Here is a 25094-nt window from a genome sequence, read left to right as displayed (position 1 = left end):
CGGCGGTAGGCCCGCCACTGATGATCTTAGTGCCGGTAGTCGTCGGCCTTGTCTTTCCCTCGCGAATCCGGTCTCTCGCGCTGATGGAATTCTCTCCTCAACAGGACGATGCGCTGAAAGCGGTCGCCACCTGGCTCAAGACCGGAAAGCCGCAGCTCTTCCGGCTGTTCGGCTTTGCCGGTACCGGCAAGACGACGCTGGCGCGCTATTTTGCCGAGCATGTCGACGGCCAGGTGCAGTTCGCCGCCTTCACCGGTAAGGCGGCGCAGGTGCTGCGTTCCAAGGGCGCGGTCAATGCCCGCACCATCCATTCGCTGATCTACCGGCCGAAGGGCGAGGAGACGGTAGCGGACGAGGTGACCGGCAAGACTTCGATGTCGCCGACCTTCTCGCTCAACCGGCAGAGCCCGATTTCGCGGGCGAAGCTCGTGGTCATAGACGAATGTTCGATGGTCGACGAACAGCTCGGCCGCGACCTGATGAGTTTCGGCACGCCGATCCTCGTTCTCGGCGATCCCGGCCAGTTGCCCCCGATCTCGGGCGGCGGCTTCTTCACCGACCATGAGCCGGATATTCTGCTCACCGAGATCCACCGGCAGGCGCGCGACAACCCGATCATCCGGCTGGCGCTCGACGTGCGCGAGGGACGCGAATTCATGCGCGGCGACTATGGCACGGCGCAGGTGATCGGCAAGGAAGAGGTCACCCAGGAACTGGTGCTGAAGGCGGACCAGGTGCTGGTCGGCACTAACAGGACGCGGCGTCGGTATAATCAGCGGCTGCGCGAACTGAAGGGGTTCAATGCCGACTACCCGCAGGCCGGCGACAAGCTCGTCTGCCTGCGCAACGACCCGGCCAAGGGATTGCTCAACGGCTCGCTGTGGAAGGTGATGACCTCGTCGCGCGAGACGGTGAAACCCGGCATCAATTTGCTGGTCTCACCGGAGGAGGACGATCCGGACCGCGGCGTTGCCAAGATCAAGCTGCTCAAAGCGGCGTTCGAGGACCCGGACGCCGATATTCCCTGGCAGCAGAAAAAGCGCTTCGATGATTTCGACTATGGCTACGCGCTGACCGTGCATAAGGCGCAGGGCTCGCAGTGGAACGACATCGTGCTTTTCGACGAAAGCTGGGCGTTCAAGGAAACCCGCCAGCGCTGGCTCTACACCGCGATCACGCGCGCGGCCGGACGGCTGACGATCGTCAGATAGGATCGATCCCGCGTCACCATCATGACCCTGCTGGCATCACCGGCGCACTAATCGGCTTGGCGCCCAGCCATTCCCAGGCGGCCGCTTCGTCCTCGGCCTCGAAATGCCGGAATTCGATTGGCACGGAGGCGGGCAAGATGCCTTGTGCGCCCGGTATCCAGTTTGGCTCGCCGATTGCCGCACAGCGGCCGATATGCGCCACGGCATCGGCGGTGCCCTGTTCGATAGTACTGTCCGACACATCGGCCCAGTCGACGCCGTCATGATCGACCAGACGCACCAGCACGTCGATTCTCGGGTGCAGCGCGTAAGCCGCCTCCAGCAAACCGAACAGATTCTCCGCGTCGGCGGCCGTGATATGGCCGACGACGTCGATGGCGAACAGGTCGTCGCGGTCAGTGTCGATGCGGCGAACCGCCGGCACGGCTTCAAGATAATTCACGGGCCTTCCTCTTGCTGGATATTATTCGTTCCTCTGGAACACCGCAAACCCCCTGTCTGTTCCCGCCAAAGGCGGTATAGATGGCCGCAAATACGTCCGGACCCCAGAAGCCATGCCTGCAAAACTCTCCGTCAATCTCAATGCCATCGCCATGCTGCGCAACCGGCGCGATCTGCCGTGGCCAAGCGTCACCGGGATCGGACGCATCGCACTTGCCGCGGGCGCGCATGGGCTGACAGTGCATCCGCGGCCCGACGAGCGGCACACCAGGCATTCCGACCTGCCGCAGATCAGGGCGCTGATCGACGACGAATTCCCTCAGGCGGAGTTCAACATCGAGGGCTATCCGAGCGAGGATTTCCTGGCGCTTGTGGAAAAGCACCAGCCGGAGCAGGTGACGCTGGTGCCCGACGACCCTGCCCAGGCTACCTCCGACCATGGCTGGAACTTTGCCGCCGAGGCGGCGTTCCTGACGCTGGTCGTCAAACGCCTGAAAAAGGGAGGCTTTCGCGTGTCGTTGTTTTCCGACCCGGATCCGGCAGGCATGAAGGCCGCGCGCGACACCGGCGCCGACCGGATCGAGCTCTACACGGGTCCATATGGCAGCTATCATTCCGATTCGGCAGAAGCGGCGAAGGAGCTGGAAAGACTAGGGAAAACCGCGGATGCCGCGCTTGCCGCCGGACTTCAGGTCAATGCCGGGCACGATCTGGTGGTGAACAACCTGCCGGCATTGGCAAAGCGCATCCCGGCACTGGCCGAAGTGTCGATCGGACATGGGTTGACAGCCGATGCGTTGGAGTATGGCATGGCCGGTACGGTCAAAAGATTTCTGAAGGCCTGTGGGTGGTAGCGATGGAAGCCTCGCTTTGCGGACATGGCAGCCATCACGTTGGGGCACTTGATATTGCATTGCAGCAAGCGTAGAGCACCGCGCGCTTATCGGAGTGTCGTCCATGGCCCTTACCAACAGTGGTAGTGAGGCAGAACCAGTCGAACAATCAAGCCATCCTGAGGTCGAAAAGCACAGCACCAAGGTTTTGATGCTGGGCGCTCTCGGCGTGGTCTACGGCGATATCGGCACCAGCCCGATCTATGCGCTTCGCGAAGCACTGCATGCTTCGTCCGGCACCGATCCGCGCAGTGCCGTTCTGGGCATTCTGTCGCTGATCGTCTGGGCACTGACGATTATCGTGACAATCAAATACGTCGCCTTCGTGCTTCGGGCGGATAACAAGGGTGAAGGCGGTACCCTGTCGCTTATGGCGCTGGCGCGGAAAGCTTATCCGGCTGGTTCCGGCATCATTCTTGCCATTGGTCTCTGCGGAGCTGCGCTGTTTTTCGGCGACGCGATCATAACGCCGGCCATTTCGGTCCTTTCAGCGGTGGAAGGGCTGAGCGTTGTGACCCCGGCGTTTGATCCATACGTGGTTCCCATCACATTGGTGATCCTTGCCGTCTTGTTTGCCGTGCAGCGCTTCGGGACCGGCAGAGTGGCCTCGGTTTTCGGGCCGGTGACGGGGCTCTGGTTTCTGGCGATCGGCATTGCTGGATTGGTGCACATCCGCGACGATCCGTCGGTGCTTTTGGCAATCAATCCCTACTATGCAGTCGTCTACCTTGCCGAGGCCAAGGCGGGCGCGTTTCTCACCGTCGGCGCGGTTTTTCTGGCGGTTACCGGTGCCGAAGCGCTTTACGTCGATCTCGGGCACTTCGGTCGCCGTCCAATCGTGCTGGCCTGGTTCTGGATCGTCTTTCCCTGCCTGCTGCTCAGCTATTTTGGGCAAGGCGCATTCGTTCTTGCTCACGGGGGGCTGCCCGACAATCCGTTCTTCCAGATGCTGCCGGATTGGGCACTGATACCGATGGTCGGGCTCGCAACGGCGGCGACTGTGATCGCCAGTCAAGCCGTCATCTCCGGGGCGTTTTCGCTGACCCGGCAAGCGGTGCAGCTCAATCTTCTGCCCAGAATCGAAGTTCAGCACACTTCCGAGATGCAGCTCGGTCAGATTTACATGCCACGCGTGAACCTCATTCTCGCGCTCGGCGTGATGCTGCTGGTCGTCGGCTTTGGCAGTTCGAGTTCGCTGGCTTCCGCCTATGGAATTTCGGTGACAGGCGAGATGCTGATGACGACAATTTTGCTGTTCGTGGTGATGCGGTGGCAATGGAAATGGCAGACCGCGCTCGCTGCGGTGCTGGCGCTGCTGTTTGGCACGATCGACACCGGCTTCTTCCTGGCGAATATCGTGAAATTCTTGGAAGGCGGATGGGTTTCAATCGCCGTGGCCTGCATCATGGGGCTGATCATGGGGACCTGGATACGCGGCAGTCGCTATCTGTTCGACAAGACGCGCAGGAACGAGATTCCGCTCGATTTCCTTGCCGCCAATTTGTTGAAGAAGAAACCGCAGTTGGTGTCCGGCACGGCCGTGTTCCTGACCAGCGATCCGGTCAGCGCGCCGACGGCGCTGATGCACAGCCTGAAGCACTACAAGGTGCTGCACGAACAGAATGTCATCCTCTCGGTGGTGACGGCGCAGCAGCCCGTGGTGCCCGACAGCGAGCGGGTCAAGATGGAAACGATCAACGAGCTGTTCATGCGGGTGACGCTGACCTTCGGCTACATGGAACAGCCCAACATCCCGCGTGCGCTGGCGATCTGCCGCAAGCAGGGCTGGAAGTTCGACATCATGACGACCTCCTTCTTCCTGTCGCGGCGCTCGCTCAAGGCGTCACCCAATTCCGGCATGCCGGTGTGGCAGGACAAGCTGTTCATCGGGCTGGCGCGCACGGCAGCGGATGCGACGGAGTATTTTCAGATCCCGACCGGACGTGTGGTTGAGATCGGAACGCAGGTGGCTATCTAGGGCATGCCGATATTCAGGTGAGGCCGGCCTGCGAACGGCGGGTTCCTGCGCTTCCGGTACTCACGGACCAAATGCCCGCTCCGTTCCGGTTCTCGGAACCCACCATTCTCGACTCGGCCTGACCTGAATCTCGACATGCCCCTGACCACGGCGGACTTCAGCCGGCTAGCACTGCCTTGTTCGCTTCAAGAAATTGCTTCAGCGATTGCGGCTTTTTGCCTGAAAGTGTCTCGATCGCGTCGGTCACCATGCCGATGCGGCCGGAGCGCGTGTTGGTGTCGAAGGAAACGACAACGGGAGCAAAATCCGAGGGAACGCCGGCGGCCGTCAGACCCTCGGTCAAGGCTTCATCCGAAAGCTGAACGACCTCGATGGGCTTGCCGGTGACGTCGGTGACGAGGGCCGCGATCTCGGCGACCGTGTAGGCCTGCGGACCCGTCAGCGTGTATGTGGTGCTTTCGGTATCGCCCGAGGCAAGACCGGCGGCGATCGCCACGGCCATGTCGTCGCGAGCGCCATGGGCGATGCGGCCGTCGGCCGCCGATGTGTACCACTGCCCCGAAGCAATGGCATGCGGCAGCGACATGAACAGGTTCTCCTGATACCAGCCGTTGCGGAAAATCGTGTAGGGGATGCCGCTCGCCTTGATCGCCTGCTCGGTCCCGTAGTGATCGCCCGCAAACAGCACCGGCGATACCGGCTCAGGATTGGGCATCGAGGTGTAGAGCAGATGCGAAACGCCGGCCTCCCTGGCGGCTGCGACTGCATTCTCGTGCTGCTTGAGGCGCTTGCCCCCAAGGTCGATCTCGCCGGTCGAGATGATCAGGACCCTGCCGGCGCCCTTGAATGCCTCGACGAGCGACGCCGTGTCATCGAAATCGGCTTGCCTGATGGTAACGCCGCGCGTCGCGAGGTCGGCGAGGTTTTCCGGATTACGGGTGGCGGCGATGATCCGTGCGGGCGGAACCTTGAGCGTGTCCAGCAGATGATGGATGACGCCGCGGCCGAGCTGGCCGGAGGCGCCGGTGACGAGAAGGGTTTCGGTCATGGGAAGTCCTGTCGTTGCGCCGGAGCGGCGGGTGCTTATATAAGTCTCAAAAAGAGACCAGCACTAAAATAGGAATTGACCGACCCTCGTAAAGAAGGCAGTTTTGCGGGAGGTAGGCAGGCGCAGGGAACCAGCGATGGACAGCAAAATCGTCGGTCTGAGATCGAAGCTCGAGATTTACAAAGCGGGCAGCGGCGGGGGGAACATTGCGGACTGTCCGGTTCGCGATGTGATCCAAGGCATCAGCAACAAATGGAGTTCGCTGCTGATGATGGCGCTAGCAGAAAAGCCGTACCGGTTCGGCGAATTGCGGCGGCTGGTACCCGACATTTCACAGCGCATGCTCACCCAGACGCTGCACGATTTGCAGCGCGACGGTTACGTCCATCGCGAGGTGTTCCCGACCAAGCCGCCGAGCGTCGAATACAGTCTGACCGATCTCGGACGCTCGATGTTCGGACCCCTGCACCAGCTGCTCCAGTGGGCCGAGCTCAATCATGGCGCTGTGCGCGACGCGCGGACCGCATTCGACGCTACCGAGACTTAACCATCAATGCCGGAGTGGCAACGCCAAGTGCGACGGCTTGATTTGGGGATACCGCTGAAGGATTGTCCGACTTGGGCGAGAAGATTCGGCGGGCAATGGGCATTTCTCTGGACATCGCGATTGCCGGCGCCGGCCCGGCCGGACTGGCCGCGGCACTCTGTCTTAAGCGTGCCGGGCACCGGGTCACCATCTTCGAGCGCTTCGACGCGCCAAAGCCAGTCGCGTCCGGATTGATCCTGCAGCCGACCGGGCTGACGGTGCTTGCCGATCTCGGTCTGCTCGACGACATCCTGGTGCTGGGCGCCCGCATCGACCGCCTGCATGGCGCCGATGCGAAAACCGGCCGCACCGTGCTCGACGTCCGCTATGATCCGCATCGCGGCGGCCGTTTCAGGCTGGCGGTGCACCGGGCGGCCTTGTTCGGCGTGCTTTTCCGCGCCGTCCGGCGCGAGGCGATCGCCATCGAAACCGGCGTCGAACTCGAGACGCTGGAAACCGGCGAGCGGACAACGCTGATCTGCGGCAACGGGCGAAGGATAGGCCGCGGGTGTTTCAGGCGCTGTCGCTGATGCTGACGCCGTTCTACCAGTCGGATTCGACCGTGATGCCGTTTGTCCGCGACAGGCTGGTGGCGTCAGTGGCGAAAATCCCGCCAGTGCCAAACATCCTTGCCTCGATGGTGGCTGGAACCGTGGTCGATCCGTTTAGGCGGATCGGTATCAAGGAAGCGCGGTGGCCGCCTCGTTGCGGCGGATAAGTTTCGAAAGATGCGAACCCTTCGCTTGCAGGAATGCATGAAGGCGCTGTGGATAATCCGGGGCGACAGCGTTCTTCACCGACTTGCGTTCGCGCAATTGCTTCCGCCAGGCCTCGACTAGCGACTTTCCGTTCAGGATGCGGAAATCGTCGATCCGATCGAACGCGTCGAGATAGCGGAAGATTGGTCCATAGACAGCATCGACCAGTGAAAAGCGCTGGCCGGCAAACCATGGCCCAGTTCGGCCAGCCGCCAGTTCTATTTCGAGACGATCGAACATTGCCGACAGACCTTGGCTTTCGGCAAGGAAGGCGGCCTCGGTCGGTGCGGAATAGAGTCGACCGATTGCGTTGAGGATGGCCGAGCCGAACTCGATCCAGGCGCGATGCCGGGCGCGGGCCAGCGGGTCGGCAGGGTGGAGTGGGTTGGCCAGCGTTTCCTCAAGAAATTCGAGGATGACCGCCGATTCGAAGATCGCGGTTTCCTCGCCATTCTGCTGCACGCGCAGCAGCGGTACCTTGCCGAGCGGCGAGATCGCCTTGAACCAGGCCGGCTTGTTGGCGAGATCGATGGTGAGGCGTTCGAACGGCACGTCCTTTTCGGCGAGCGAGATGGCCGCGCGCTGCACATAGGGACAAAGGTGATGGCTGACGAGAACGAGCTTGTCGGTCACCAGGCTGCCCGTCTCCGGGATGTCGGCGATCTTGCAGATTTCATGTTTCATGGCAGTGTCTTCCGATTATCGATGCAACTGCATCTATATAGATGCATCCGCATTAACCGTCAAGCTTGATGTAATTGCATCTATTGCCTATGCTGCAATCATGACGGAGAAAACCAGTCCTTCGCCCGCTGCCATCAAAGCCTGGGCGCGCCTGATGCACGTTTCGCGCCAGCTGATGGAAAGAGCTGAAGACGCGCTGAAGGACAGCAGCTTACCGCCGCTTGCCTGGTACGACGTGCTGCATGAGCTTGCCGAAGTGGGCGAGGGCGGCTTGCGGCCATTCCAGCTGATCGAGCGCACATTGTTTGCGCAATACAACATCTCCCGGCTGTTGGCGCGGCTCGAAGCGGACGGGCTGGTCGAGAAGCTCAGGGTTGCCGATGACGGGCGGGGACAGACTATCCGCATTACCGGGAAGGGGCGCGAGATGCGCCGCCGCATGTGGGCCGTCTACGGACGATCGATCGCGGAACTGGTCGGCGCCAGGCTTTCAGATGATGATCTCGACGCCTTGTCGGCTCTGCTTGGGCGGCTGCGCCATCCAGCCGCCTTGGAGTAATGTGGCCTTTTGGCGCTGAAAAATCGTTGCAGCGACGTCAGACACTTCCCCACAGGAATGCCAGTGCCGCCAGCACGCCAAGCGCGACGCGAACCAGATGCAGATTGCCCCATTTGACGATCAACGCCCGGGCTTGCGGGTTGGTGCCGTCCGCGTCCATCGCCTCCAGCAGTCGATTTGTCGGCATCATTGCGATCAGCGTCCATGGCCAGGGCAGGATGATCAGCACCGCCCCGACCAGATAGGCGAGATTGCCGGTCTGCCACCAGGCAACGGCACCAAGAACACAGGCGACGATGGCGATCGACGCCTGCATAGCGGCGCCGCGCTTGTAGGAGGGCTGCCATTCCTGCAGCAGTGCCCTGTCATCGAGACGAAGCCGCGCCGGCTGCTCGGCAACGCTGACATAGATGGCGGCGCCCGCGAAAGCGGCGGTAACGGTCAATGCAAGCAGACCGACAAGCATCTTCCCTCCGTGCTACCCCGTTCCAGTCTGGAAGGCGTCAAAAAGCGAGATAGGGCTTGCACCGGGTCCGACAATACGGCATAGACATGCCGAACCGTAACGTACGGTACTGGCAGGCTGCCACCATCATGGAGCAGGAAGACAGTTTGTTGCAGGCAAGCGTCGACATCGACACCGGCGAAGCGCTGACGGCACGGCAGAAAGCCGTGCTCGACGCCGCACTTCGCCTGCTGGTCGAGGAGGGCGATCAGTTGACCATGACCGCCGTGGCGCGGCGGGCGAGCTGTTCCAAGGAAACGCTCTACAAATGGTTCGGCGATCGCGACGGGCTTTTGACGGCAACGGTGCAATGGCAAGCTTCCAAGGTGCGCGTAGTGCCGGTCGACCGCAAGGGGCTCGACCTTGCCTCGCTGACCGCGAGCCTAGAACGCTTCGCCTCGGATTGGTTGAAGGTGATTTCGAGCGACACCTCGGTCGCGCTCAACCGGGTGGCGGTCGGCCGTGCCGGTCCAATCCGGCGCAAAGGCGGCAAGGACAATCTTGGTGCCATCGTGCTGGAGAACGGCCGCTTCGCGCTGGCCAGGCGCCTGAAGCCGGTGCTGGAAGCCGGTCGGCAGGCGGGGCTTCTCGAGTTCTCGGATGCCGAAGCGGCATTCCGTACCTTTTTCGGGCTGGTCGCCCGTGACGTGCAGATCCGCCTGCTGCTCGGCGACCGGCTGGAATTGACTGATGCGGCGATCGGCGGCGATGCCGTCCGGGCGACGCAGCAGTTTCTCGCTCTTTACGGCGCAAAAACCGGGCCGCAAGGCCTCTGAATTCACAACGGGAAGGAAAGAAAAATGCGTGTCTATTACGATCGCGATGCCGATCTCAACCTGATCAAGGGCAAGAAGGTCGCCATCATCGGCTATGGCAGCCAGGGCAGGGCGCATGCGCTCAATCTCAAGGATTCCGGCGTTAAGGATATCGCAATCGGCCTGAAGGCCGGCTCGGCGACCGCCCAGAAGGTCGAGGCAGACGGGCTCAAGGTGATGAGCGTGGCGGAGGCCGCCAAATGGGCCGACCTGATGATGATGGCGACGCCCGACGAGTTGCAGGCCGACATCTATAAATCCGAGATCGCGCCGAACATCCGCGACGGCGCGGCGATCGCCTTCGCCCACGGCCTCAACGTGCACTTCGGCCTGATCGAGCCGAAGGCCTCGGTCGACGTCGTCATGATCGCGCCGAAGGGGCCCGGCCACACGGTGCGCGGCGAATACCAGAAGGGCGGCGGCGTGCCGTGCCTGGTCGCCGTCAACCAGGACGCTTCGGGCAATGCGCTCGATCTCGCCCTGTCCTATGCCTGCGGCGTCGGCGGCGGTCGTTCGGGCATCATCGAGACCAATTTCCGCGAGGAGTGCGAGACGGACCTGTTCGGCGAGCAGGTGGTGCTGTGCGGCGGTCTGGTCGAGCTGATCCGGGCCGGTTTCGAGACGCTGGTGGAAGCCGGCTACGCGCCGGAAATGGCCTATTTCGAGTGCCTGCACGAGGTCAAACTGATCGTCGACCTGATCTATGAGGGCGGCATCGCCAACATGAACTACTCGATCTCGAACACTGCCGAATGGGGCGAATATGTTTCGGGCCCGCGCATCATCACCGCCGAGACCAAGGCCGAGATGAAGCGCGTGCTGAAGGATATCCAGACCGGCAAGTTCACCTCGGAATGGATGCAGGAATACCGCGCCGGCATGTCGCGCTTCAAGGGCATCCGCCGCAACAACGACAGCCACCAGATCGAGGAAGTCGGCGCCAAGCTGCGCGCGATGATGCCGTGGATTTCGAAAAACAAGTTGGTCGACAAGACCAAGAACTGATCCGCAATTTCATCTTTGCGTAAGAGCCGGCGGAGCGATCCGCCGGCCCAGGGTGCGAGGCCATTGGGTCCTGTGGGCCTCCGCCTCTATCTTACTTGCCGGGGCTCGTCGGGGTATTCTAGGAGATTTTCCTCTCGCCTAACTTCGTCGACTGCTTAAAGGGGCCCGTGCAGAAGATTTAGCCGTAGTGCCAGTGGGGCTTTGGCTCGGTGCCGGTGAACATGATGCCGATGCGGTCCTCGCGGCGCCAGCGGACCACTGCCTTGTAGGCGATGCCGTCGGTCGGCACATAGAGCAGAAACTCGTCGGGCACGCGTGCGTCGATCGAGACCTTCAGTTCGGCGCCGCCGTCATGCATGTTGCGCACCGTGCACGTGACCTCGGAATTGGTCATGCCGGTCAGGATCGTCGCGCCCTTGAAGACACGCTGCCTGCGTTTGCGCCTGTTTTCGTCTTCAGCCATCGCGCCAATCCCCGGCGATCGTCGCATTGCATGTGGTGCTATCGGCAAAGATAATTAGGCCTGCCTGATAAACATAGCGTTATCATCGCTCAGGAAGGGCGGAAAGAGCTTCAGCAGAAGTGGGCCAAATGAAAAACGGCGCCGCGAGGCGCGGCGCCGTTTCGAGTTGATCAGTCGCTCCGTTCAGCTGTAAGGCGACCAGCACTGCTGGCGCGGACCGCCATAGGGCTGGAATGTGTTGTCCCAGTCGCGATACGACCGATAGCGGTCGTAGCACCAGCGGACATGGGCGCTGGAAAGCCTTTGTGTGCGATACTGACGCCGAGGCGGGTAATAGCCCGGCTCATAGTAGCTCGGCCCGCTATAATAGTTGTAGGCGGGCAGCCCGAGGCCGAGGCCGAAAAAGATCGCGGAATCGTTGAAATGACGGCGATGATGACGACGGTGGCGCCAGCGCCAGCCATCGTCGCGATCACGCCATCTCCAGGCTTCGTCGCGACCGCGCCATCTCCGATGATCGCCGCCCCGCCACTCCCGGGCGCCGTGCCGATTGCGCCAGCGCCATTCGCTCTGCATCCGCCTGTCGTTGCCGCCGGCCCAACTCTCGCGGACCGGCACAATGTCGGGGGCGACGGCGTTGGCCGGCACCGGAAGGACAGGTTTGGGAATTGGGCCGGCAAGCGAGGGAGCCGTCAGGCCGGCCAGAAGACCCAGCGCCAGCAGCCCGGATCTGACAGAAAGAGAAAAGAGCGGTTTCATTGCACTCTCCAAGAAATTTCAGGCCCCACGCCCGGAATACCCCGAGGAAGAATGTCATTCATGGAACTTCGCGCCTGAACGGAGGATGAACGGAAAGGTTTCGTCAACCATGACGGGCAGGGCAGGCCCTTGTTTTCGGGCGCGCTTGTGGGCAAAGGTCACCGCCATGTCGCTGCGCCTTGCCACCTTCAATATCGAAAACCTGATGAACAGGTTCGATTTTTCCGGATACCGCAACCAGCTCAACGAAGATCGCACGCTGGCGCTCTTCGACATCCAGAGCGAGGCCGAATACAAGATGCTGGAGCAGGCGCGGGCGATTGCGCAATCCGACGATACGCGCCAGCTGACCGCATTGGCCATCGCGGCTACCCGCGCCGACATCATCTGCATGCAGGAGGTCGACAATATCGAGGCGCTGAAGGCTTTCGAATACGGTTATCTGTTCAAGATGGTCGGGCATGGCTACCGCCAGAAATACACTACCGCCGGCAACGATTCGCGCGGCATCGACGTCGCCGTGATGATGCGCAACGAGACCGCTCAGGGTCAGCCGATCGAATTCGTGCGCATGACAAGCCACGCCTATGTCACGTTCGAACAATTCGGCCTGCACACGCCGGAACTGGCAGCGCTTGGGCATCAGGCCAACCAGCGCATCTTCCGGCGCGACTGCCTGGAGATCGACTTGACCGTCGGTGGCGTGCCGCTGACGCTCTATCTGGTGCACTTCAAGTCGATGGGTTCGCCCCGCAACGGTCTCGACGGGCGCCAGGCGACAATGCCGCTGCGCATGGCCGAGGCGCAAGCGGTGCGCCGGATCATCGAGGAGCGTTTCGGTGGGGATCACGCCGCCGACAAGTCCTGGGCGATCTGCGGCGACATGAACGATTATCGGCAGCGCGTGAAGATCTCCGGCGACGCCTTTGACGGCTACCGCTTCGAGGTGATCGATGAAAGCCAGTCCTGCCTCAACGTGCTCACCGCCGGCGGCTTTTGCGAGAATGCGGTCGAGCGGCGCCCGGAGATGGATCGTTGGACCTTATACCATACGCGCGGACCGCAAGAGCGGCATCTGTGCCAGCTCGACTACATCCTGTTGTCGAAGGCACTGGCAGCCAAGAACGCGACGGCCGTTCCCGACATCATCCGCAACGGCCAGCCCTGGCGCACGATCTTTCCGGCGGGCCAGGAGGTGGACCGCTTTCCGCGTGCCGGCTGGGATCGGCCGAAAGCGTCGGATCATTGTCCGGTGGCGATCACCCTTGAAATGGCCTGAGGATCGCTCCGTTGAGCTTCGACCTGCCGCGCAACATCATCCTGCCGGTCGACGCCGTCGACGTCAGGCTCGACTCGGGCCCGCATCCGTTCGAACGCGATAATGCGCAAGCGATCGCCGAGAATTGGCGGCGCGAGACCGCAGCCAATCCGGCGTTGTTCGACGGCACCGTGGTGCTGCTTTCGGCGCTCAGCTATCGCGATAACAGCCTCGTGGGCCGCTGCCATGCGGTGCGCTATTCGACCTTCATGCTTTGGCGCGGCAACCGGCAGGTGGCTGGGGCCGAGCACGCCTATGCCCATGCCATGCTGGTCGCCGGCGACAACGCGCTGGTAGCGATCCGCATGGCGTCGCACACGGTCAATGCCGGCCGCGTCTACTTCGCCGCCGGCTCGTTCGAGCCAACCGATTTCCGCGACGGCCTCGTCGATGTCGACTTCAACATGATCCGCGAGGTGCGGGAAGAAACCGGCCTTGACCTTGCCGGCGCGACACGCGGTAGGCGCTACTATGCCCTGTCGACGGCAACCGGCACGGTAATCTTTCGCCGCTATCGCGAGACGGCATCCGCCGACGAGGTCGCGCAGCGCATCAGTGCCTTTGTCGCCGCCGAGGCAGAGCCGGAAATCGACGGGCCTGTTATCATCCGCAATGCCGATGACCTGCCGGACGGGCTGATGCCGCATATGAAGCCACTGATCGAGTGGCATTTTGCCGGCAAGGACTGACGCATCGGCCCGAAATCGGAAAGCACCATGCAAAGATTCAAAGTGTTAGAGCGTACTTTGTGCGTCCAAGTGGACGCACGTCGCTCTAACGACGCATTTTGTTTTCGATGGCTTTGCGGTCGTTGCGGGCGGCGACGAAAAACAGCATGACGCCGATCCCCAGCAGCGCACCCATCGCCGTTCCCATCGTCTGACCGACAACCTGCTGGAAATCGGCGGTGACACGATCGGGGTTGGCCATGCCATAGCTGGCCAAGTACCACCAAAGGCCCGCCAATGCGGCCTCGACGATCACCGTCACCAAAATCACACGCTCTTTCTTGCTCATCCCACTATTCCCCCATATCCCCAAGGCGATTGCTATCACCGCGGATTGTTTCGCGACAGGGGGAGGGCGACGGCAGCGTCAAAATTTTGGGGGACATCTGAAGGCGGCGCGCGCTCCGCCGCGCTATTCATGCCTCAGCGCGTCGATCGGATCGAGCCGCGCGCCACGCAGCGCCGGGAAGAAACCGAACACTATGCCGATCAGCGCCGAGAAACCGACGGCGAGCAGGATTACCGTCGGGCTTGGCGCGAAGGGGATGGTCAGCGTCAGCGAGGCGAGGCCGGCCAGCGCCAGGCCGATCAGGATGCCGATGATGCCGCCGAGCAGCGACAGCACGGTCGCCTCGACCAGGAACTGGATGAGGATGTGCTTTTCATGCGCGCCGATGGCCAGCCGGATGCCGATCTCGCGGGTGCGCTCGGTGACCGACACCAGCATGATGTTCATGATGCCGATGCCGCCGACCAACAGGCTGACGCCGGCGACCGCACCCAGCATGCCAGTCATCGTCGTGGTGGCGCTCGCCATGGCGTCGGCGATCTGGGTCATGTCGCGTATCGAGAAATCGTCTTCGCGGTCGGGCGTGATGCGGCGTGTGTCGCGTAAGATGTCCTCGACGCGCGGCAGCAGCTCGGTCGTCGGCGTCCTGTCATCTGCCGCGACGTAAATCGAGTCGATGTCGCGGTTGCCGGCGATGCGGCGCTGATAGGCGGCGAGCGGCATCAATACGACATTGTCCTGGTCCTGGCCGAATCCGGTATAGCCCTTCGGCTCGAGCAGGCCGATGATCTTGCAGGATGTGCGATTGACGCGAATGATCTCGCCTTCGGGGTCGCCTGCGCCGAAAAACTGCCGGCGCACCGTTTCGCCGATCAGGCAAACGCCGGTACCCGAGCGGGTCTCCGAATCGCTGAACGGGCGGCCTGAAACCAGCTTCCAGTCGCGCGCATCGAGATAGGCGCTATCGGTGCCGGTGACACCCGATGTCAGGCTCTCGGTGCCGAAGATGACGCGGACCTGCTTTTGCGAGGCAGGTGAAATGGCGCGGGCGCCGCTCAGATGGGTGACGAGCGCGGCAAGGTCCTTTTGGGCAAGCGGACGGACCACCTGGTCGAGCCCTCCCGGTCCGCCGGGTCCGGCGGGGCGGCCGGAACGGACGACAAGCAGATTGCTGCCGAGCTTGGAGATATCGGCCTGTACCTTTTCGGTGGTGCCCGAGCCGATGGTGAGCATGGCGATGACGGCGGCGACGCCGATGACGATGCCGAGCAGCGTCAGGAACGAGCGCAGCACGTTGCGGCGGACCGACAGCAGCGAGAGGCGGACAGTTTCCCAGATCACGGTTACACCACCTCAAGGTTCATGGTGTCGGATGCGACATGTCCGTCGAGGAAGCGGATTGTGCGCTCGGCATAACCGGCGACATCGGCCTCGTGCGTGACCATGGCGATGGTGAGGCCAAGCTCGGTGTTCAGCCTGGTCAAGAGTTCCATGATCTCGTGGGTGCGGGCGGTGTCGAGATTGCCGGTCGGCTCGTCGGCGACGAGCAGGGTCGGCCTGGTGACAATGGCGCGCGCGATCGCCACGCGCTGCTGCTGGCCGCCGGAAAGCTCGGCCGGCGTGTGGTGCTCGCGGCCGATAAGGCCGACCTCGGCCAGCGCTTTCATTGCGAGGTCATGACGCTCGCGGGCGGCAACGCCGCGATAGATCAGCGGCAATTCGACATTCTCCACCGCCGTGGTGCGCGGCAGGAGATTGTAGCCCTGAAAGACGAAGCCGACATAGAGGTTGCGCAGCATGGCGCGGCGGTTGCGGTCGAGACGGCCAGCATCGATGCCCATGAAGCTGTAGGTTCCGGCCGTCGGCGTGTCGAGGCAGCCTATGATGTTCATTGCCGTCGACTTGCCGGAGCCGGACGGTCCCATGATGGCGACGAATTCGCTGCTGCGGATAGCAAGGTCCACACCAGCCAGCGCATGGACCGTGGCCTCGCCCTGGCCATAGCTTTTCCAGACCTTGTCGAAGGTGATGAGCAGCGAGCCTGACATGATTTCAGCTCCGCTGCTGCGCTGCGGTGATGACGTGCGCGCCTTCTTCGAGGCCGGAGGTGATCTCGGTCAGTTCGCCATCGGTGGAGCCGACCTTGACGCTGACCGGCCGAGGCCGGCCGTTCTCCAGCACGTAGAGCGTGCGCGAGCCGTCGGTAGGCTGCGACGTCGCCAGGCGCTGGCGGTTGCCGCCTGGACGGCCCATGCGGCCCGTGAACAGGTCGCTCAGGCTCCACGCGCGGGCGGCTGTTTGCGCCGGCCGATAGCGAAAGGCGATCGCCGGCACTGTGAGCACGCCCTTGGCCTGCTTGGTGACGACCGAAACGGTGGCAGTCATCCCAGGCCGCAACAGAAGCTCGTTGTTGTCGACCTCGAACCGTGCATCGTAGGTGACGACGCCGTCGGTGGTGACCGAAGCATAGGAAATGTCGCGGATCTCGGCATCGAACCGCCGTTCCGGAAAGGCGTCGACGGTGAAGCGCGCATGCTGGCCGGGCTTGACCGCGCCGATGTCGGCCTCGTCGACCGCTGCCTTCAATTCCATATTTCTGAGATCGGCGGCGATGACGAACAACACCGGCGCCTGCAGCGAGGAGGCAACCGTCTGGCCGGGATCGACCGAGCGCGTCAGAACGATGCCGTCGATGGGCGCATAGATGGTGCTCTTGGCGAAGTCCGTCTGCTGCGCCTTGAGATCGGCATTGGCGATGGCAAGACTGGCTTTGGCGCTGTCGAGCGCTGCCTTGGAGCGGTCGCGCGTCGCGGTCGCCGCTTCAAGCGACTGGTCCGTCGCCATGCCGCGCTTGGTGAGTGCCGCCGCGCGCACAAGCGCCCTTTCATTTTCGGTGAGGGTTACGGTGGCGGTCTCGACATTGGCGGCCGCCGCCTTGGCGGAAGCCTCGGCGCGCTCGATCTGCACCTCCAGCTTGGCCGTATCGAGCGCAGCCAGCACATCGCCCTTCTTCACCTGCTGGTTCTCGTTGACCGCGACCGAGCGGACGACGCCGGACAGTTCGCTCGAAATGTCGACCTGAGTGAGGGGCTGCAGCGTGCCGGTCGCCGATACCTCGACCGTGAGATCGGCGACAGCGGCCGGCGCCGTGGTATAGTCGATCCTGGCGGGAGACGCGGCGTACCATTGGTAGCCGGCGAGGCTTGCGGCGATGACGACCAGCACAAGCAGGCCATAAAGCCAGCCGCGATGGCGTTTCTTCTTCAGACCCAGGTGGTCAAGCCCGAGGGCCGTCTCTATGTCGGAAGTGGATTCCGTCTTTGGCAGATTGACAATCTGGTCCACGCCGGACCCCTATGAACAGTGGTAATCCCATCAGTGCACAGATCAGGCCGAATGGTTCAAATATCAAATTAAATTTCGCCCATGTTGGGATTGAGGCAGAAGGCTTTCTACAATGCTGACCCGGAACTACTTATTGTACGACGTGTTCACGACCGAGCGGCTGGCCGGCAATCCGCTGGCCGTCGTGCTTGACAGCAAGGGGCTGGACACGACCGCGATGCAGGCCATCGCACGCGAGTTCAACCTGTCGGAAACCGTTTTCGTGCTGCCGCCTGACAATCCCAAGCACCGCGCCCGCATCCGCATCTTCACGCCCGATTATGAGATGCCGTTCGCTGGCCATCCGACTGTCGGTTCCGCGATCGCGCTTGCCGAAATAGCTGGCGATGGCGACACCGCCGGCATCTTCGTCCTGGAGGAGAATATCGGCCCGGTGCGCTGCGCCGTCAGCAAGCATGATGGCACCATCTTTGCCGAGTTCGACCTGGCCAAGCTGCCGGAACAACTGGAATTGTCCGCCGACCCGGTGGCGATCGGCGCCGCACTTGGGCTGGGTCCGCACGAAATCGGCTTCGAGAATCACCGCGTCTCGTTCTGGTCGGCCGGCGTGCCCTATGTGACCGTTCCGGTCGCCGATCTGGAGGCCGCCGCCCGGATAAGGCTGGATAACCAGGCGTGGTCGGAATTAGCACCCCGCAAGAGCGATTGGGCCTTCGCCAGCCCGTATGTCTACTGCCGCGAGACGGTGAACCACGACAGCGCCTTCCATGTCCGCATGATCGTGCCGGGCAGTCCCTCTTATGAAGATCCGGCGACCGGTTCGGCGGCGGCCGCCTTCGCTGGCGCTATCATGCATTTCGACGGCCCGCGAGACGGGGTCTCGCGACTGTGGATCGAGCAAGGGCTTGAGATGGGCCGGCCTTCGCGCATTCGCCTCGAACTGAATGTCGAAGGCGGCAGGCTGGCCGCCGCCCGCATCGGTGGCCATGCCGTCAAAGTAGCGGAAGGCCGATTGTTTGTCTGATCGCGAGTAACTCAAGCCGATTTGTCGGGAAATGAATCGGGCAGGGCTGGACATGCCGGATGGCGGCGGCTATATGCCCGCCGACGCTGGTTTTACCGGCGAGTGGGTGCGTAGCTCAGTTGGTAGAGCAGCTGACTCTTAATCAGCGGGTCACAGGTTCGATCCCTGTCGCACCCACCAAAGATTTCAAAGACTTTGGTGGATAAGACCCCGAGAACGGGGCGAGAATGTGAGACTGAAAATCTCAGTTTCACGCCCCTGTATCGAGCCGTGTCGCCTCTCATGAGTTTGCGAGCATTTACTTCTCCGACACCCCAGCCTCGGCGAAGCTTGCCATGCGGGCATGACATTCGAGCGCCGAACGGACAATGTTGACGGCGAGGCATGCGCCGGAGCCTTCGCCGAGCCGCATGCCGAGATCGAGCAGCGGCGGCAGGCCGAGCGCCTCGAGCAGCCGGCGATGGCCGGATTCGGCAGAGATATGGGCGGCAAGCGTGTGGGCGAGGCCGGTGGGGTGCAATTTTGCCAGCGGTGCGGCGGCGGCGGTGCAGACGAAGCCGTCGAGCAGCACAGGTACGCCTAAATGGCGTGCGGCCAGCGTAGAGCCAAAGATGGCGGCGAGTTCGCGTCCGCCAAGGGCTGCTGCGATCTTCAGCGGGTCGGCAAGCGCCTCGGCGTGGCGCTTGAGGCCGGCCTCGATGGCGGTGATCTTGCGCACCAGGCCGGCATCGTCGACGCCGGTGCCGCGCCCGGTCCATTTTTCCGCGCCGCCGCCGAGCAGGGCGGCCGAAATGGCTGCCGCCGGCGTGGTGTTGCCGATGCCCATTTCGCCGAAACAGACCAGGTCGAGGTCTTTCGTCACCGCGCCGTAGCCGGCCGAAACGGCGGCGAGGAAGGCTTCGTCGTCCATTGCCGGCACTTGCGTGAAATCGCCGGTCGGATGATCGAGATCGAGCGGAATGACGTCGAGTTCGGCACCGGCGATGCGGGCGATCTGGTTGATGGCGGCACCGCCGCCGGCGAAATTCGCCACCATCTGCACGGTGACCTCCGACGGGAAGGCGGACACGCCCTGTGCGGTGACGCCGTGATTGCCGGCAAAGACGAAGACTTTGACGCGGCCGAGCTTCGGCATGTCGCGGCCCTGCCAGCGCGCAAGCCAGGCCGCTATGGTTTCCAGCCGGCCGAGACTGCCTTGCGGCTTGGTCAACGTGTCCTGGCGGCGGGCGACAGCATTTGCCGCGGCGTCGCTGCCGGCAGGCAGGTCGAGGCAGGCCGCGCGTAATTCATCAAGCGATTTGAAAGACATGGGGGCAAAGTCTCCGAAACAGAGTCAGGAAAGGCAAACGGAAGCGACGAGCAGTATTGCGATCTCGCCAAACTGCTGCAGCGCGCCGACCGTATCGCCGGTCTGGCCGCCGATCTGGTTGAGGCACAGCATACGGAAGGCGGCAAACAACAGGCCGAGCAGGATGAGCGCGGCGACCGCGCCACCGAACCCTAGCGTTAGCACCGCCACGGCGCCGAGCACGGCGCCGGCAATGGCGGTTTCGGCCGACACGGTGCCTGCATCGGCCGAGAGACCGTCGCTGCGAGCCGGCGGCAACAGACGCATGAAAGCGCCGAGCAGGCCGCGCGAAGCGGCATGCGCAGCGATGAGAGCGACGAGAACTTGCACCGGGCTGGCGAATTCCGAAAGCACGCTCCAGCGGATCAGCAGCGAGAGGCCGAGCGCACAAGCGCCATAGGTGCCGATGCGGCTGTCGCGCATGATCTCCAGTTTTTTCTCGCGTGTCTTGCCGCCGCCAAAACCGTCGGCGACATCCGAAAGTCCGTCTTCATGCATGCAGCCGGTGGCGAGCAAGGTTGCGGCCAGGGTCAGTGCTGCTGCCGGGCCAGATGCAAGGCCGAGCCAGGTCCCGATCGCGTAAACCAAGGCGCCAATCAGAGCGACCGCGAGGCCGGCGACCGGCGCTGCCCAGATCGCGGCAGCAAGGCCGCGGTCCCGGAAATCGACGACCGGCAGCGGCAGCCGGGAGAAGAAGAGGACGCAGAGCGCGATGTCATCGAGCGCTTGGCGAAGCGAAGGGGGCATGTCCTTGAGTTTGAGCATGATCTATTCCGAAAACCGGTTCCCGCTTTTCGCTGACGCAGACCCTCCGTTCGGGATCATGCTCTCGCCTCTCGCAATGGCGTGGAAGAAAGTGCCGCTGACATGGCCGCGGCGGTAACCGGAGGCGCCGAGCGGATTGCCTTGGCCGTCAGCGAGGTCGGCCAGCGGCTCGTCATTGCCGGTCGCAATCATCTGCGCATAGTGGAATTCGTGGCCACGGATCAGCGTGCCCTGGGGTCCCAGTGGACAATCGGCGCGCAGCCGCGCCTCGCGGTAGCCGAGATTCATCTTTCGCTTGGCAAAGCTGGTCGAGTGGCCGAGCAGGCCGAGCATCCCGTGCGTCTCTCCCGATGCGTCCTCGAGCGCTTCGCCGAGCACCATGAAGCCGCCGCACTCGCCATGCACCGGCCGCGTTGCCGAAAACGCCTCAATGCCGGCCCTGAAATTCACAGCCGCCGCAAGGCGGCCGGCATGAAGCTCGGGATAGCCGCCGGGCAGCCAGCAGACATCGCAATTGACGCTGGGCGCTTCGTCCGCGAGCGGCGAGAAGGGGACGATTTCCGCCCCGGCCTTGCGCCAATGCGTCGCGACATGCGGATAGAGGAAGGTGAAGGCGGCGTCCTCGGCCAGTGCGATGCGCTGGCCGGGTGGCGACAGCGCGCCGCTGAAGTTGCCCGGTGCGGGCGCAATTGGCGCCGCCAGCGCCATGATAGCCTCGAGGTCGAGCGATCTTTCGACCATGTCGGCCAGCCGGTCGAGATGGGCCATCAAATCCTCATATTCGCCGGCCTGGACGAGGCCGAGATGGCGCTCCGGCAGGTTAAGCGATGGATCTCGCAGGATCGCGCCGACAACAGGCAGGCCGATCGCCTCGATCGCGTCGCTGCAAAGCCGGCGGTGACGCTCGCTGCCCAACCGGTTGAGCACGACGCCGGCCATGCGCACATCGGGATCATATGTAGCAAAACCCTTGGCGACGGCCGCCGCCGTGGCCGACTGCCCGGAAACGTCGAGGACCAGCAGCACCGGCAGGCCGTAAAGCCGGGCAAGATCTGCGGCCGAGCCGGTGCGGCCTGGAGCAGCGGGGATCCCGTCGAACAAGCCCATCGCGCTTTCGAGGAAGATGAAATCGGCATCTTCAGTTGCGTCACCGGCTAGCGCGTTGAGCAAGGCGGGCGGCATTGCCCAACTGTCGAGATTGACGCCGGAAAGGCCTGTCGCGGCGGTGTGGAAGCCGGGGTCGATATAGTCCGGCCCGGATTTGGCGCCACGCACTTTCACACCGCGCCGGGCGAGCGCGCGCAAGATGCCGATGGTGACGCTGGTCTTGCCCGAGCCTGAGCGCGGCGCGCCGATGATGATCGCGCGGGTCATGGCTCGCCCGCCAATGCCGCACGCATTGCGACGATGCCGCCGACGACGATCAGCGCCGGCGAGGTCAACCCGGCGGCGGCCGCCTCCTCGGCGATGGTGGCGAGCGTGGCGACGACGATGCGCTCCTGCGGCGTCGTCGCGGCGACGATCACTGCAGCAGGCGTGGAAGGCGGCAGGCCGCCCTCGAGCAGCGAGGCTGATATCAGCGGCAGATTGGCCATTCCCATATAGACAATGACCGGTTGGCCGGTCCGGGCAATTGCCGCCCAGTCGAGATCGTCATCGGTGCCGGCAGCGTGGCCGGTGGCCAGGATCACCGCCTTATTGATGCCGCGCATGGTGGCCGGGATGCCGGCTCCAGCCAGCGCGCTGAGACCTGAAGTCAGGCCGGACAGGATGCGGAACGGGATGTTTTCGCGCGCCAGCGCCAGCGCCTCTTCGCCGCCGCGGCCAAAAACATAGGGGTCGCCGCCTTTCAGCCTGACGACGCGGCGGCCTTCTCGCGCCAGCCGCACAAGCAAGGCGGTGATGTCTTCCTGCTTCATCGACGGTTGGCGGCCGCGCTTGCCGGCATAGAACAGCTCGGCACTCGCCGCCACTGCCACGACATCGGGAGATACCAGCGCGTCGTAGACGAGGGCGTCGCACTGCCCAAGCGCGGCCAGCGCTTCCAGCGTCAGGCAGCCGGGATCGCCGGGGCCGGCGCCGGCCAGCCAGACATGGCCCGGCTCCAGCTGGCGCGGTTTGAAGTTCAGCCGGGCCAAAGCCTGTTCGACTGAGGCGTTTCGATGTCTGTTTCCGGTGCTGTCGTTCACGATCCGTCCCGTCCGCGAAAGCGCCGCTGGTAGTGGGCGTCGTAAAGTGAACTCTCGCCAAAACCTTCCGCTGCCAGTGAGCGGCCGACGAAGATGATCGCCGTGCGCTCCATCGGATCGGCGGCCAATTGCGCCGCGATCGTCGCCAGCGTGCCGGTCAGCAGTCGCTCGTCCGGCCAGGAGGCGCGGAAGACAACCGCCACCGGGCAATCGGCGCCATAGAATGGCGTCAGCTCGGCGACGACACGGTCGATGGCGTGGATGGCAAGGTGAATGGCCAGCGTCGCGCCGGTGCGGCCGAAGCCGGCCAGGGTTTCGCCGGGCGGCATTTTCGAGGCACGACCGGAGATGCGGGTCAGCACCAGGCTTTGTGCGATTTCGGGAATGGTCAGTTCGCGGCGCAGCGCTGCCGCAGCGGCCGCGAATGACGGCACGCCCGGCGTCAGCGTATAGGCGATGCCGTGCTTCTCCAGCCGGCGGATCTGCTCGGCAACGGCGCTCCACACTGACAGGTCGCCGGAATGCAGGCGGGAGACATCGTGGCCGGCCTGGTGGGCCGCCACATATTCCGCTTCGATCTCGTCGAGCGACATTGGCGCGGTGTCGATCAATTTCGTGCCGGGCGCGCAGTGCTGCAACAGTTCCGGGGCGACGATCGAGCCGGCATAGAGGCAGACCGGGCAGCTTGCCAGCAGCCGGCTGCCGCGCAACGTAATGAGGTCGGCCGCGCCCGGTCCGGCGCCGATGAAGTGGACGGTCATACCGCGTCTCCGCTGATGGCGATGGCACAGGTGACCGGGCCGAGCACGATGCGGGACCCAAGCAGTTTTGCGCCTTTCCCGGCGGCGGCAAGCGCGGAGGCTTCGGAAACCGACGGCGTGCCGGCATGTTCCTGCGACAGGCTCGAGCGGCTGATTGCGCGCGAAGACGCGGCCCTGAGCGCATCGTCCTCGACAATGGTCACCGGTAGGGCGAGCTCGCGCCCCGCGGAGAAGATTGCCTGCTCGTCCTGCTTCAGAGAAGCGGTGGCGAGCGCCGAAAGCGCCGTCATCGCCAGCCCATGCGCTTCCAGCGCGGTTTCTATGGCCGCAAGAACGTCTTGCACACTCACGCCTTTGCGGCTGCCGATGCCCGCGATCATCATGGCTTGACCCAGCTCCATTGGGTGACCGGCATAGCCGGCCGCCATGCCTGCATCGAACCAACCGGTGAAGCACGGGAGATAGAGATGTGGGTGAGATCGCCGCCGACCGCGGCGTGACGGGCGAGAAGCAGCGCCTCCATCTCCAGCGTCACCGCGTTGGCGACCAGCCGGCCGCCAACACGCAGGGCCTTGATCGCCGCGCCCAGCACGCCGGTATCGCTGCCGCCGCCGCCGATGAAGATCGCGTCGGGCGTGCCTAGCCTGGCAAGCGCCTTCGGGGCGGAGCCTTCGACCACGACAAGGCCGGGCACGCCACAGTGTGAAGCGTTGCGGCGGATGCGGGCGGCGCGGGTTGGATCGGCCTCGATGGCAATGGCGCGCATGGAGGGATGGGCGAGCATCCATTCGATGCCGATCGAACCCGAGCCGGCGCCGATGTCCCACAGCAATTCGCCGCGCCTGGGGGCGAGGGCGGACAGGGTGATGGCGCGCACCTCGCGCTTGGTGATCTGGCCGTCATGCTCGAACAAATGATCGCCAAGGCCTGACGTCAGCGGCAGGATGCGTCCTTCTGAAGTCGATCCAACTTCGATTGCCAGCACGTTGAGCGGATTGATCTTTTCGAGGTCGAAGGCGTCCGCACGCGTCGAACGCAGCCTTTCGTTCGGGCCGCCCAGTGCCTCCAGAATCGTTAGACGCGACGCGCCGAAGTCGAGTTCGGTCAGCAGGCGCGCAATCGCGGCTGGTGCATCGCCGTCCGAGGTCAGCGCAAGGATGCGGGTGCCCGGATGCAGCAGTGGCCGGATCAGGTCGAGCGAGCGGCCGTGCAGCGAAATGGTCTCGATATCCTGCAGCGCCCAGCCGAGGCGGGCGGCGGCCAGCGATGTGGCCGAAGGGGCGGGAATCACCTGCATCTCTTGCGAAGGAATCTTGCGAGCAAGGGTGACGCCGACACCATGGAAGAACGGATCGCCGGAGGCCAGCACACAGACCTTTTTACCCGCAAGTGCCAGCACGTCGCCCATTTCTGCATCGAAAGGGGTCGGCCAGGCGCGTGCTTCGCCTTTGGTGAGCGATGCGACAAGGGCAAGGTGGCGCGTGCCGCCGAAGACGAATTCGGCCTCGGCGATCAACCGCTTGGCCTCTTCGCCGAGACCCGCTACACCGTCCTCGCCGATGCCGACGATTGTTAGCCATCTTGAGTTGAGCTTGGCGCCGCGCGGACCGTCAGCAGGCATG

29 protein-coding genes and 1 tRNA gene are annotated in these 25094 nt (G+C 63.5%); 13 read left to right on the top strand and 17 right to left on the bottom strand.

The window, feature by feature from the left end:
- Window positions 1-83 precede the first annotated feature (83 nt).
- Window positions 84-1211, top strand: coding sequence for an ATP-dependent DNA helicase (locus tag ACWUKX_RS05320; protein ID WP_456004903.1), 1128 nt, complete (start codon window positions 84-86; stop codon window positions 1209-1211).
- A gap of 19 nt (window positions 1212-1230) precedes the next feature.
- Here ACWUKX_RS05320 and ACWUKX_RS05315 read toward each other — a convergent pair whose 3' ends face one another.
- Window positions 1231-1653: an STAS/SEC14 domain-containing protein gene (locus ACWUKX_RS05315; RefSeq protein WP_455847360.1), complete on the bottom strand. Its 423-nt coding sequence runs from the start codon at window positions 1651-1653 to the stop codon at window positions 1231-1233.
- 112 nt (window positions 1654-1765) lie between these two features.
- Between ACWUKX_RS05315 and ACWUKX_RS05310 the strand changes: the two genes are divergently transcribed.
- Together ACWUKX_RS05310 and ACWUKX_RS05305 are read left to right on the top strand one after the other, a co-directional pair.
- Complete coding sequence (locus ACWUKX_RS05310) at window positions 1766-2506, top strand: pyridoxine 5'-phosphate synthase (RefSeq protein WP_456004587.1); 741 nt, start codon at window positions 1766-1768, stop codon at window positions 2504-2506.
- Between the two features lie 103 nt (window positions 2507-2609).
- Window positions 2610-4523, top strand: coding sequence for a potassium transporter Kup (locus ACWUKX_RS05305; RefSeq protein WP_456004585.1), 1914 nt, complete (start codon window positions 2610-2612; stop codon window positions 4521-4523).
- Between the two features lie 157 nt (window positions 4524-4680).
- On the opposite strand, the gene ACWUKX_RS05300 is transcribed toward ACWUKX_RS05305, so the two are convergent.
- Window positions 4681-5571: an SDR family oxidoreductase gene (locus ACWUKX_RS05300; RefSeq protein WP_456004582.1), complete on the bottom strand. Its 891-nt coding sequence runs from the start codon at window positions 5569-5571 to the stop codon at window positions 4681-4683.
- Between the two features lie 136 nt (window positions 5572-5707).
- On the opposite strand from ACWUKX_RS05300, the gene ACWUKX_RS05295 reads away from it, so the two are divergent.
- From ACWUKX_RS05295 to ACWUKX_RS05285, 3 genes are all read left to right on the top strand, one after another.
- Window positions 5708-6118 (top strand): winged helix-turn-helix transcriptional regulator, encoded by a 411-nt coding sequence (locus ACWUKX_RS05295; protein WP_456004579.1) that lies wholly within the window; start codon window positions 5708-5710, stop codon window positions 6116-6118.
- A gap of 95 nt (window positions 6119-6213) precedes the next feature.
- Window positions 6214-6687: an FAD-dependent oxidoreductase gene (locus ACWUKX_RS05290; protein ID WP_456004576.1), complete on the top strand. Its 474-nt coding sequence runs from the start codon at window positions 6214-6216 to the stop codon at window positions 6685-6687.
- A complete protein-coding gene (locus tag ACWUKX_RS05285) occupies window positions 6666-6875 on the top strand; it encodes a hypothetical protein (RefSeq protein ID WP_456004919.1) in 210 nt (69 codons plus the stop codon). The genes ACWUKX_RS05290 and ACWUKX_RS05285 overlap by 22 nt, the downstream gene beginning before the upstream one ends.
- Here the strand turns inward: ACWUKX_RS05285 and ACWUKX_RS05280 are convergent.
- Entirely contained in the window at window positions 6838-7599 is a 762-nt protein-coding gene (locus ACWUKX_RS05280; RefSeq protein WP_456004574.1) for a glutathione S-transferase family protein, read from the bottom strand. The two genes, ACWUKX_RS05285 and ACWUKX_RS05280, sit on opposite strands and share 38 nt — an antisense overlap.
- A 100-nt stretch (window positions 7600-7699) precedes the next feature.
- Between ACWUKX_RS05280 and ACWUKX_RS05275 the strand changes: the two genes are divergently transcribed.
- Window positions 7700-8158 (top strand): MarR family winged helix-turn-helix transcriptional regulator, encoded by a 459-nt coding sequence (locus ACWUKX_RS05275; protein ID WP_456004571.1) that lies wholly within the window; start codon window positions 7700-7702, stop codon window positions 8156-8158.
- A 37-nt stretch (window positions 8159-8195) separates the two neighbouring features.
- Here the strand turns inward: ACWUKX_RS05275 and ACWUKX_RS05270 are convergent, their stop codons facing one another.
- Window positions 8196-8624, bottom strand: a complete 429-nt coding sequence (locus ACWUKX_RS05270; RefSeq protein WP_456004569.1) for a DUF1772 domain-containing protein — start codon at window positions 8622-8624, stop codon at window positions 8196-8198.
- Window positions 8625-8752: 128 nt separating this feature from the next.
- Here ACWUKX_RS05270 and ACWUKX_RS05265 point away from each other — a divergent pair, with 128 nt between their 5' ends.
- On the top strand, window positions 8753-9439 hold the full coding sequence (locus ACWUKX_RS05265; RefSeq protein WP_456004900.1) for a TetR/AcrR family transcriptional regulator: 687 nt from the start codon (window positions 8753-8755) through the stop codon (window positions 9437-9439).
- 24 nt (window positions 9440-9463) lie between these two features.
- Entirely contained in the window at window positions 9464-10483 is a 1020-nt protein-coding gene (gene ilvC / locus ACWUKX_RS05260; RefSeq protein WP_456004567.1) for a ketol-acid reductoisomerase, read from the top strand.
- A gap of 178 nt (window positions 10484-10661) precedes the next feature.
- On the opposite strand, the gene ACWUKX_RS05255 is transcribed toward ilvC, so the two are convergent.
- On the bottom strand, window positions 10662-10946 hold the full coding sequence (locus ACWUKX_RS05255; protein ID WP_456004564.1) for a PilZ domain-containing protein: 285 nt from the start codon (window positions 10944-10946) through the stop codon (window positions 10662-10664).
- Between the two features lie 183 nt (window positions 10947-11129).
- A complete protein-coding gene (locus tag ACWUKX_RS05250; RefSeq protein ID WP_456004562.1) occupies window positions 11130-11705 on the bottom strand; it encodes a BA14K family protein in 576 nt (191 codons plus the stop codon).
- Between the two features lie 166 nt (window positions 11706-11871).
- Between ACWUKX_RS05250 and ACWUKX_RS05245 the strand changes: the two genes are divergently transcribed.
- Entirely contained in the window at window positions 11872-12984 is a 1113-nt protein-coding gene (locus ACWUKX_RS05245) for an endonuclease/exonuclease/phosphatase family protein (protein ID WP_456004559.1), read from the top strand.
- Between the two features lie 11 nt (window positions 12985-12995).
- Window positions 12996-13712: a hypothetical protein gene (locus ACWUKX_RS05240; protein WP_456004556.1), complete on the top strand. Its 717-nt coding sequence runs from the start codon at window positions 12996-12998 to the stop codon at window positions 13710-13712.
- 85 nt (window positions 13713-13797) lie between these two features.
- On the opposite strand, the gene ACWUKX_RS05235 is transcribed toward ACWUKX_RS05240, so the two are convergent.
- From ACWUKX_RS05235 to ACWUKX_RS05220, 4 genes are all read right to left on the bottom strand, one after another.
- Window positions 13798-14040 (bottom strand): hypothetical protein, encoded by a 243-nt coding sequence (locus ACWUKX_RS05235; RefSeq protein WP_456004553.1) that lies wholly within the window; start codon window positions 14038-14040, stop codon window positions 13798-13800.
- 123 nt (window positions 14041-14163) lie between these two features.
- Window positions 14164-15381 (bottom strand): ABC transporter permease, encoded by a 1218-nt coding sequence (locus ACWUKX_RS05230; protein ID WP_456004550.1) that lies wholly within the window; start codon window positions 15379-15381, stop codon window positions 14164-14166.
- A gap of 2 nt (window positions 15382-15383) precedes the next feature.
- Window positions 15384-16088, bottom strand: coding sequence for an ABC transporter ATP-binding protein (locus ACWUKX_RS05225; protein WP_455841387.1), 705 nt, complete (start codon window positions 16086-16088; stop codon window positions 15384-15386).
- 4 nt (window positions 16089-16092) lie between these two features.
- Window positions 16093-17385 carry an efflux RND transporter periplasmic adaptor subunit gene (locus tag ACWUKX_RS05220; protein WP_456004547.1) on the bottom strand — a complete coding sequence of 431 codons (1293 nt, stop codon included), beginning with the start codon at window positions 17383-17385 and terminating at the stop codon, window positions 16093-16095.
- 112 nt (window positions 17386-17497) lie between these two features.
- On the opposite strand from ACWUKX_RS05220, the gene ACWUKX_RS05215 reads away from it, so the two are divergent.
- Window positions 17498-18409, top strand: a complete 912-nt coding sequence (locus tag ACWUKX_RS05215; RefSeq protein WP_455841385.1) for a PhzF family phenazine biosynthesis protein — start codon at window positions 17498-17500, stop codon at window positions 18407-18409.
- A 104-nt stretch (window positions 18410-18513) separates the two neighbouring features.
- Window positions 18514-18589: transfer RNA gene (locus tag ACWUKX_RS05210), tRNA-Lys, on the top strand.
- Between the two features lie 118 nt (window positions 18590-18707).
- Here the strand turns inward: ACWUKX_RS05210 and cobT are convergent.
- Genes cobT through cbiE form a run of 7 tightly spaced genes read right to left on the bottom strand, consistent with a single transcriptional unit; the run spans window position 18708 to window position 25093 of the window.
- A complete protein-coding gene (gene cobT / locus ACWUKX_RS05205; protein ID WP_456004545.1) occupies window positions 18708-19718 on the bottom strand; it encodes a nicotinate-nucleotide--dimethylbenzimidazole phosphoribosyltransferase in 1011 nt (336 codons plus the stop codon).
- Window positions 19719-19742: 24 nt separating this feature from the next.
- Entirely contained in the window at window positions 19743-20522 is a 780-nt protein-coding gene (locus tag ACWUKX_RS05200) for an adenosylcobinamide-GDP ribazoletransferase (RefSeq protein WP_456004542.1), read from the bottom strand.
- Window positions 20523-20525: 3 nt separating this feature from the next.
- Window positions 20526-21896, bottom strand: a complete 1371-nt coding sequence (locus ACWUKX_RS05195) for a cobyrinate a,c-diamide synthase (RefSeq protein WP_456004539.1) — start codon at window positions 21894-21896, stop codon at window positions 20526-20528.
- Entirely contained in the window at window positions 21893-22711 is an 819-nt protein-coding gene (cobA, locus tag ACWUKX_RS05190; RefSeq protein WP_456004536.1) for a uroporphyrinogen-III C-methyltransferase, read from the bottom strand. The genes ACWUKX_RS05195 and cobA overlap by 4 nt, the downstream gene beginning before the upstream one ends.
- A complete protein-coding gene (gene cobM / locus ACWUKX_RS05185) occupies window positions 22708-23472 on the bottom strand; it encodes a precorrin-4 C(11)-methyltransferase (RefSeq protein WP_456004533.1) in 765 nt (254 codons plus the stop codon). The genes cobA and cobM overlap by 4 nt, the downstream gene beginning before the upstream one ends.
- Window positions 23469-23855 (bottom strand): cobalamin biosynthesis protein, encoded by a 387-nt coding sequence (locus ACWUKX_RS05180; protein WP_065012359.1) that lies wholly within the window; start codon window positions 23853-23855, stop codon window positions 23469-23471. Before ACWUKX_RS05180 ends, cobM begins: the two co-directional genes overlap by 4 nt.
- On the bottom strand, window positions 23852-25093 hold the full coding sequence (cbiE, locus tag ACWUKX_RS05175) for a precorrin-6y C5,15-methyltransferase (decarboxylating) subunit CbiE (RefSeq protein WP_456004531.1): 1242 nt from the start codon (window positions 25091-25093) through the stop codon (window positions 23852-23854). The genes ACWUKX_RS05180 and cbiE overlap by 4 nt, the downstream gene beginning before the upstream one ends.
- Between the last annotated feature and the right edge of the window lies 1 nt (window position 25094).

Source organism: Mesorhizobium sp. f-mel (genome assembly GCF_053850215.1).
Note: the sequence above shows the minus strand (reverse complement) of the source record. Positions and strands in the feature narration are given on the sequence as shown.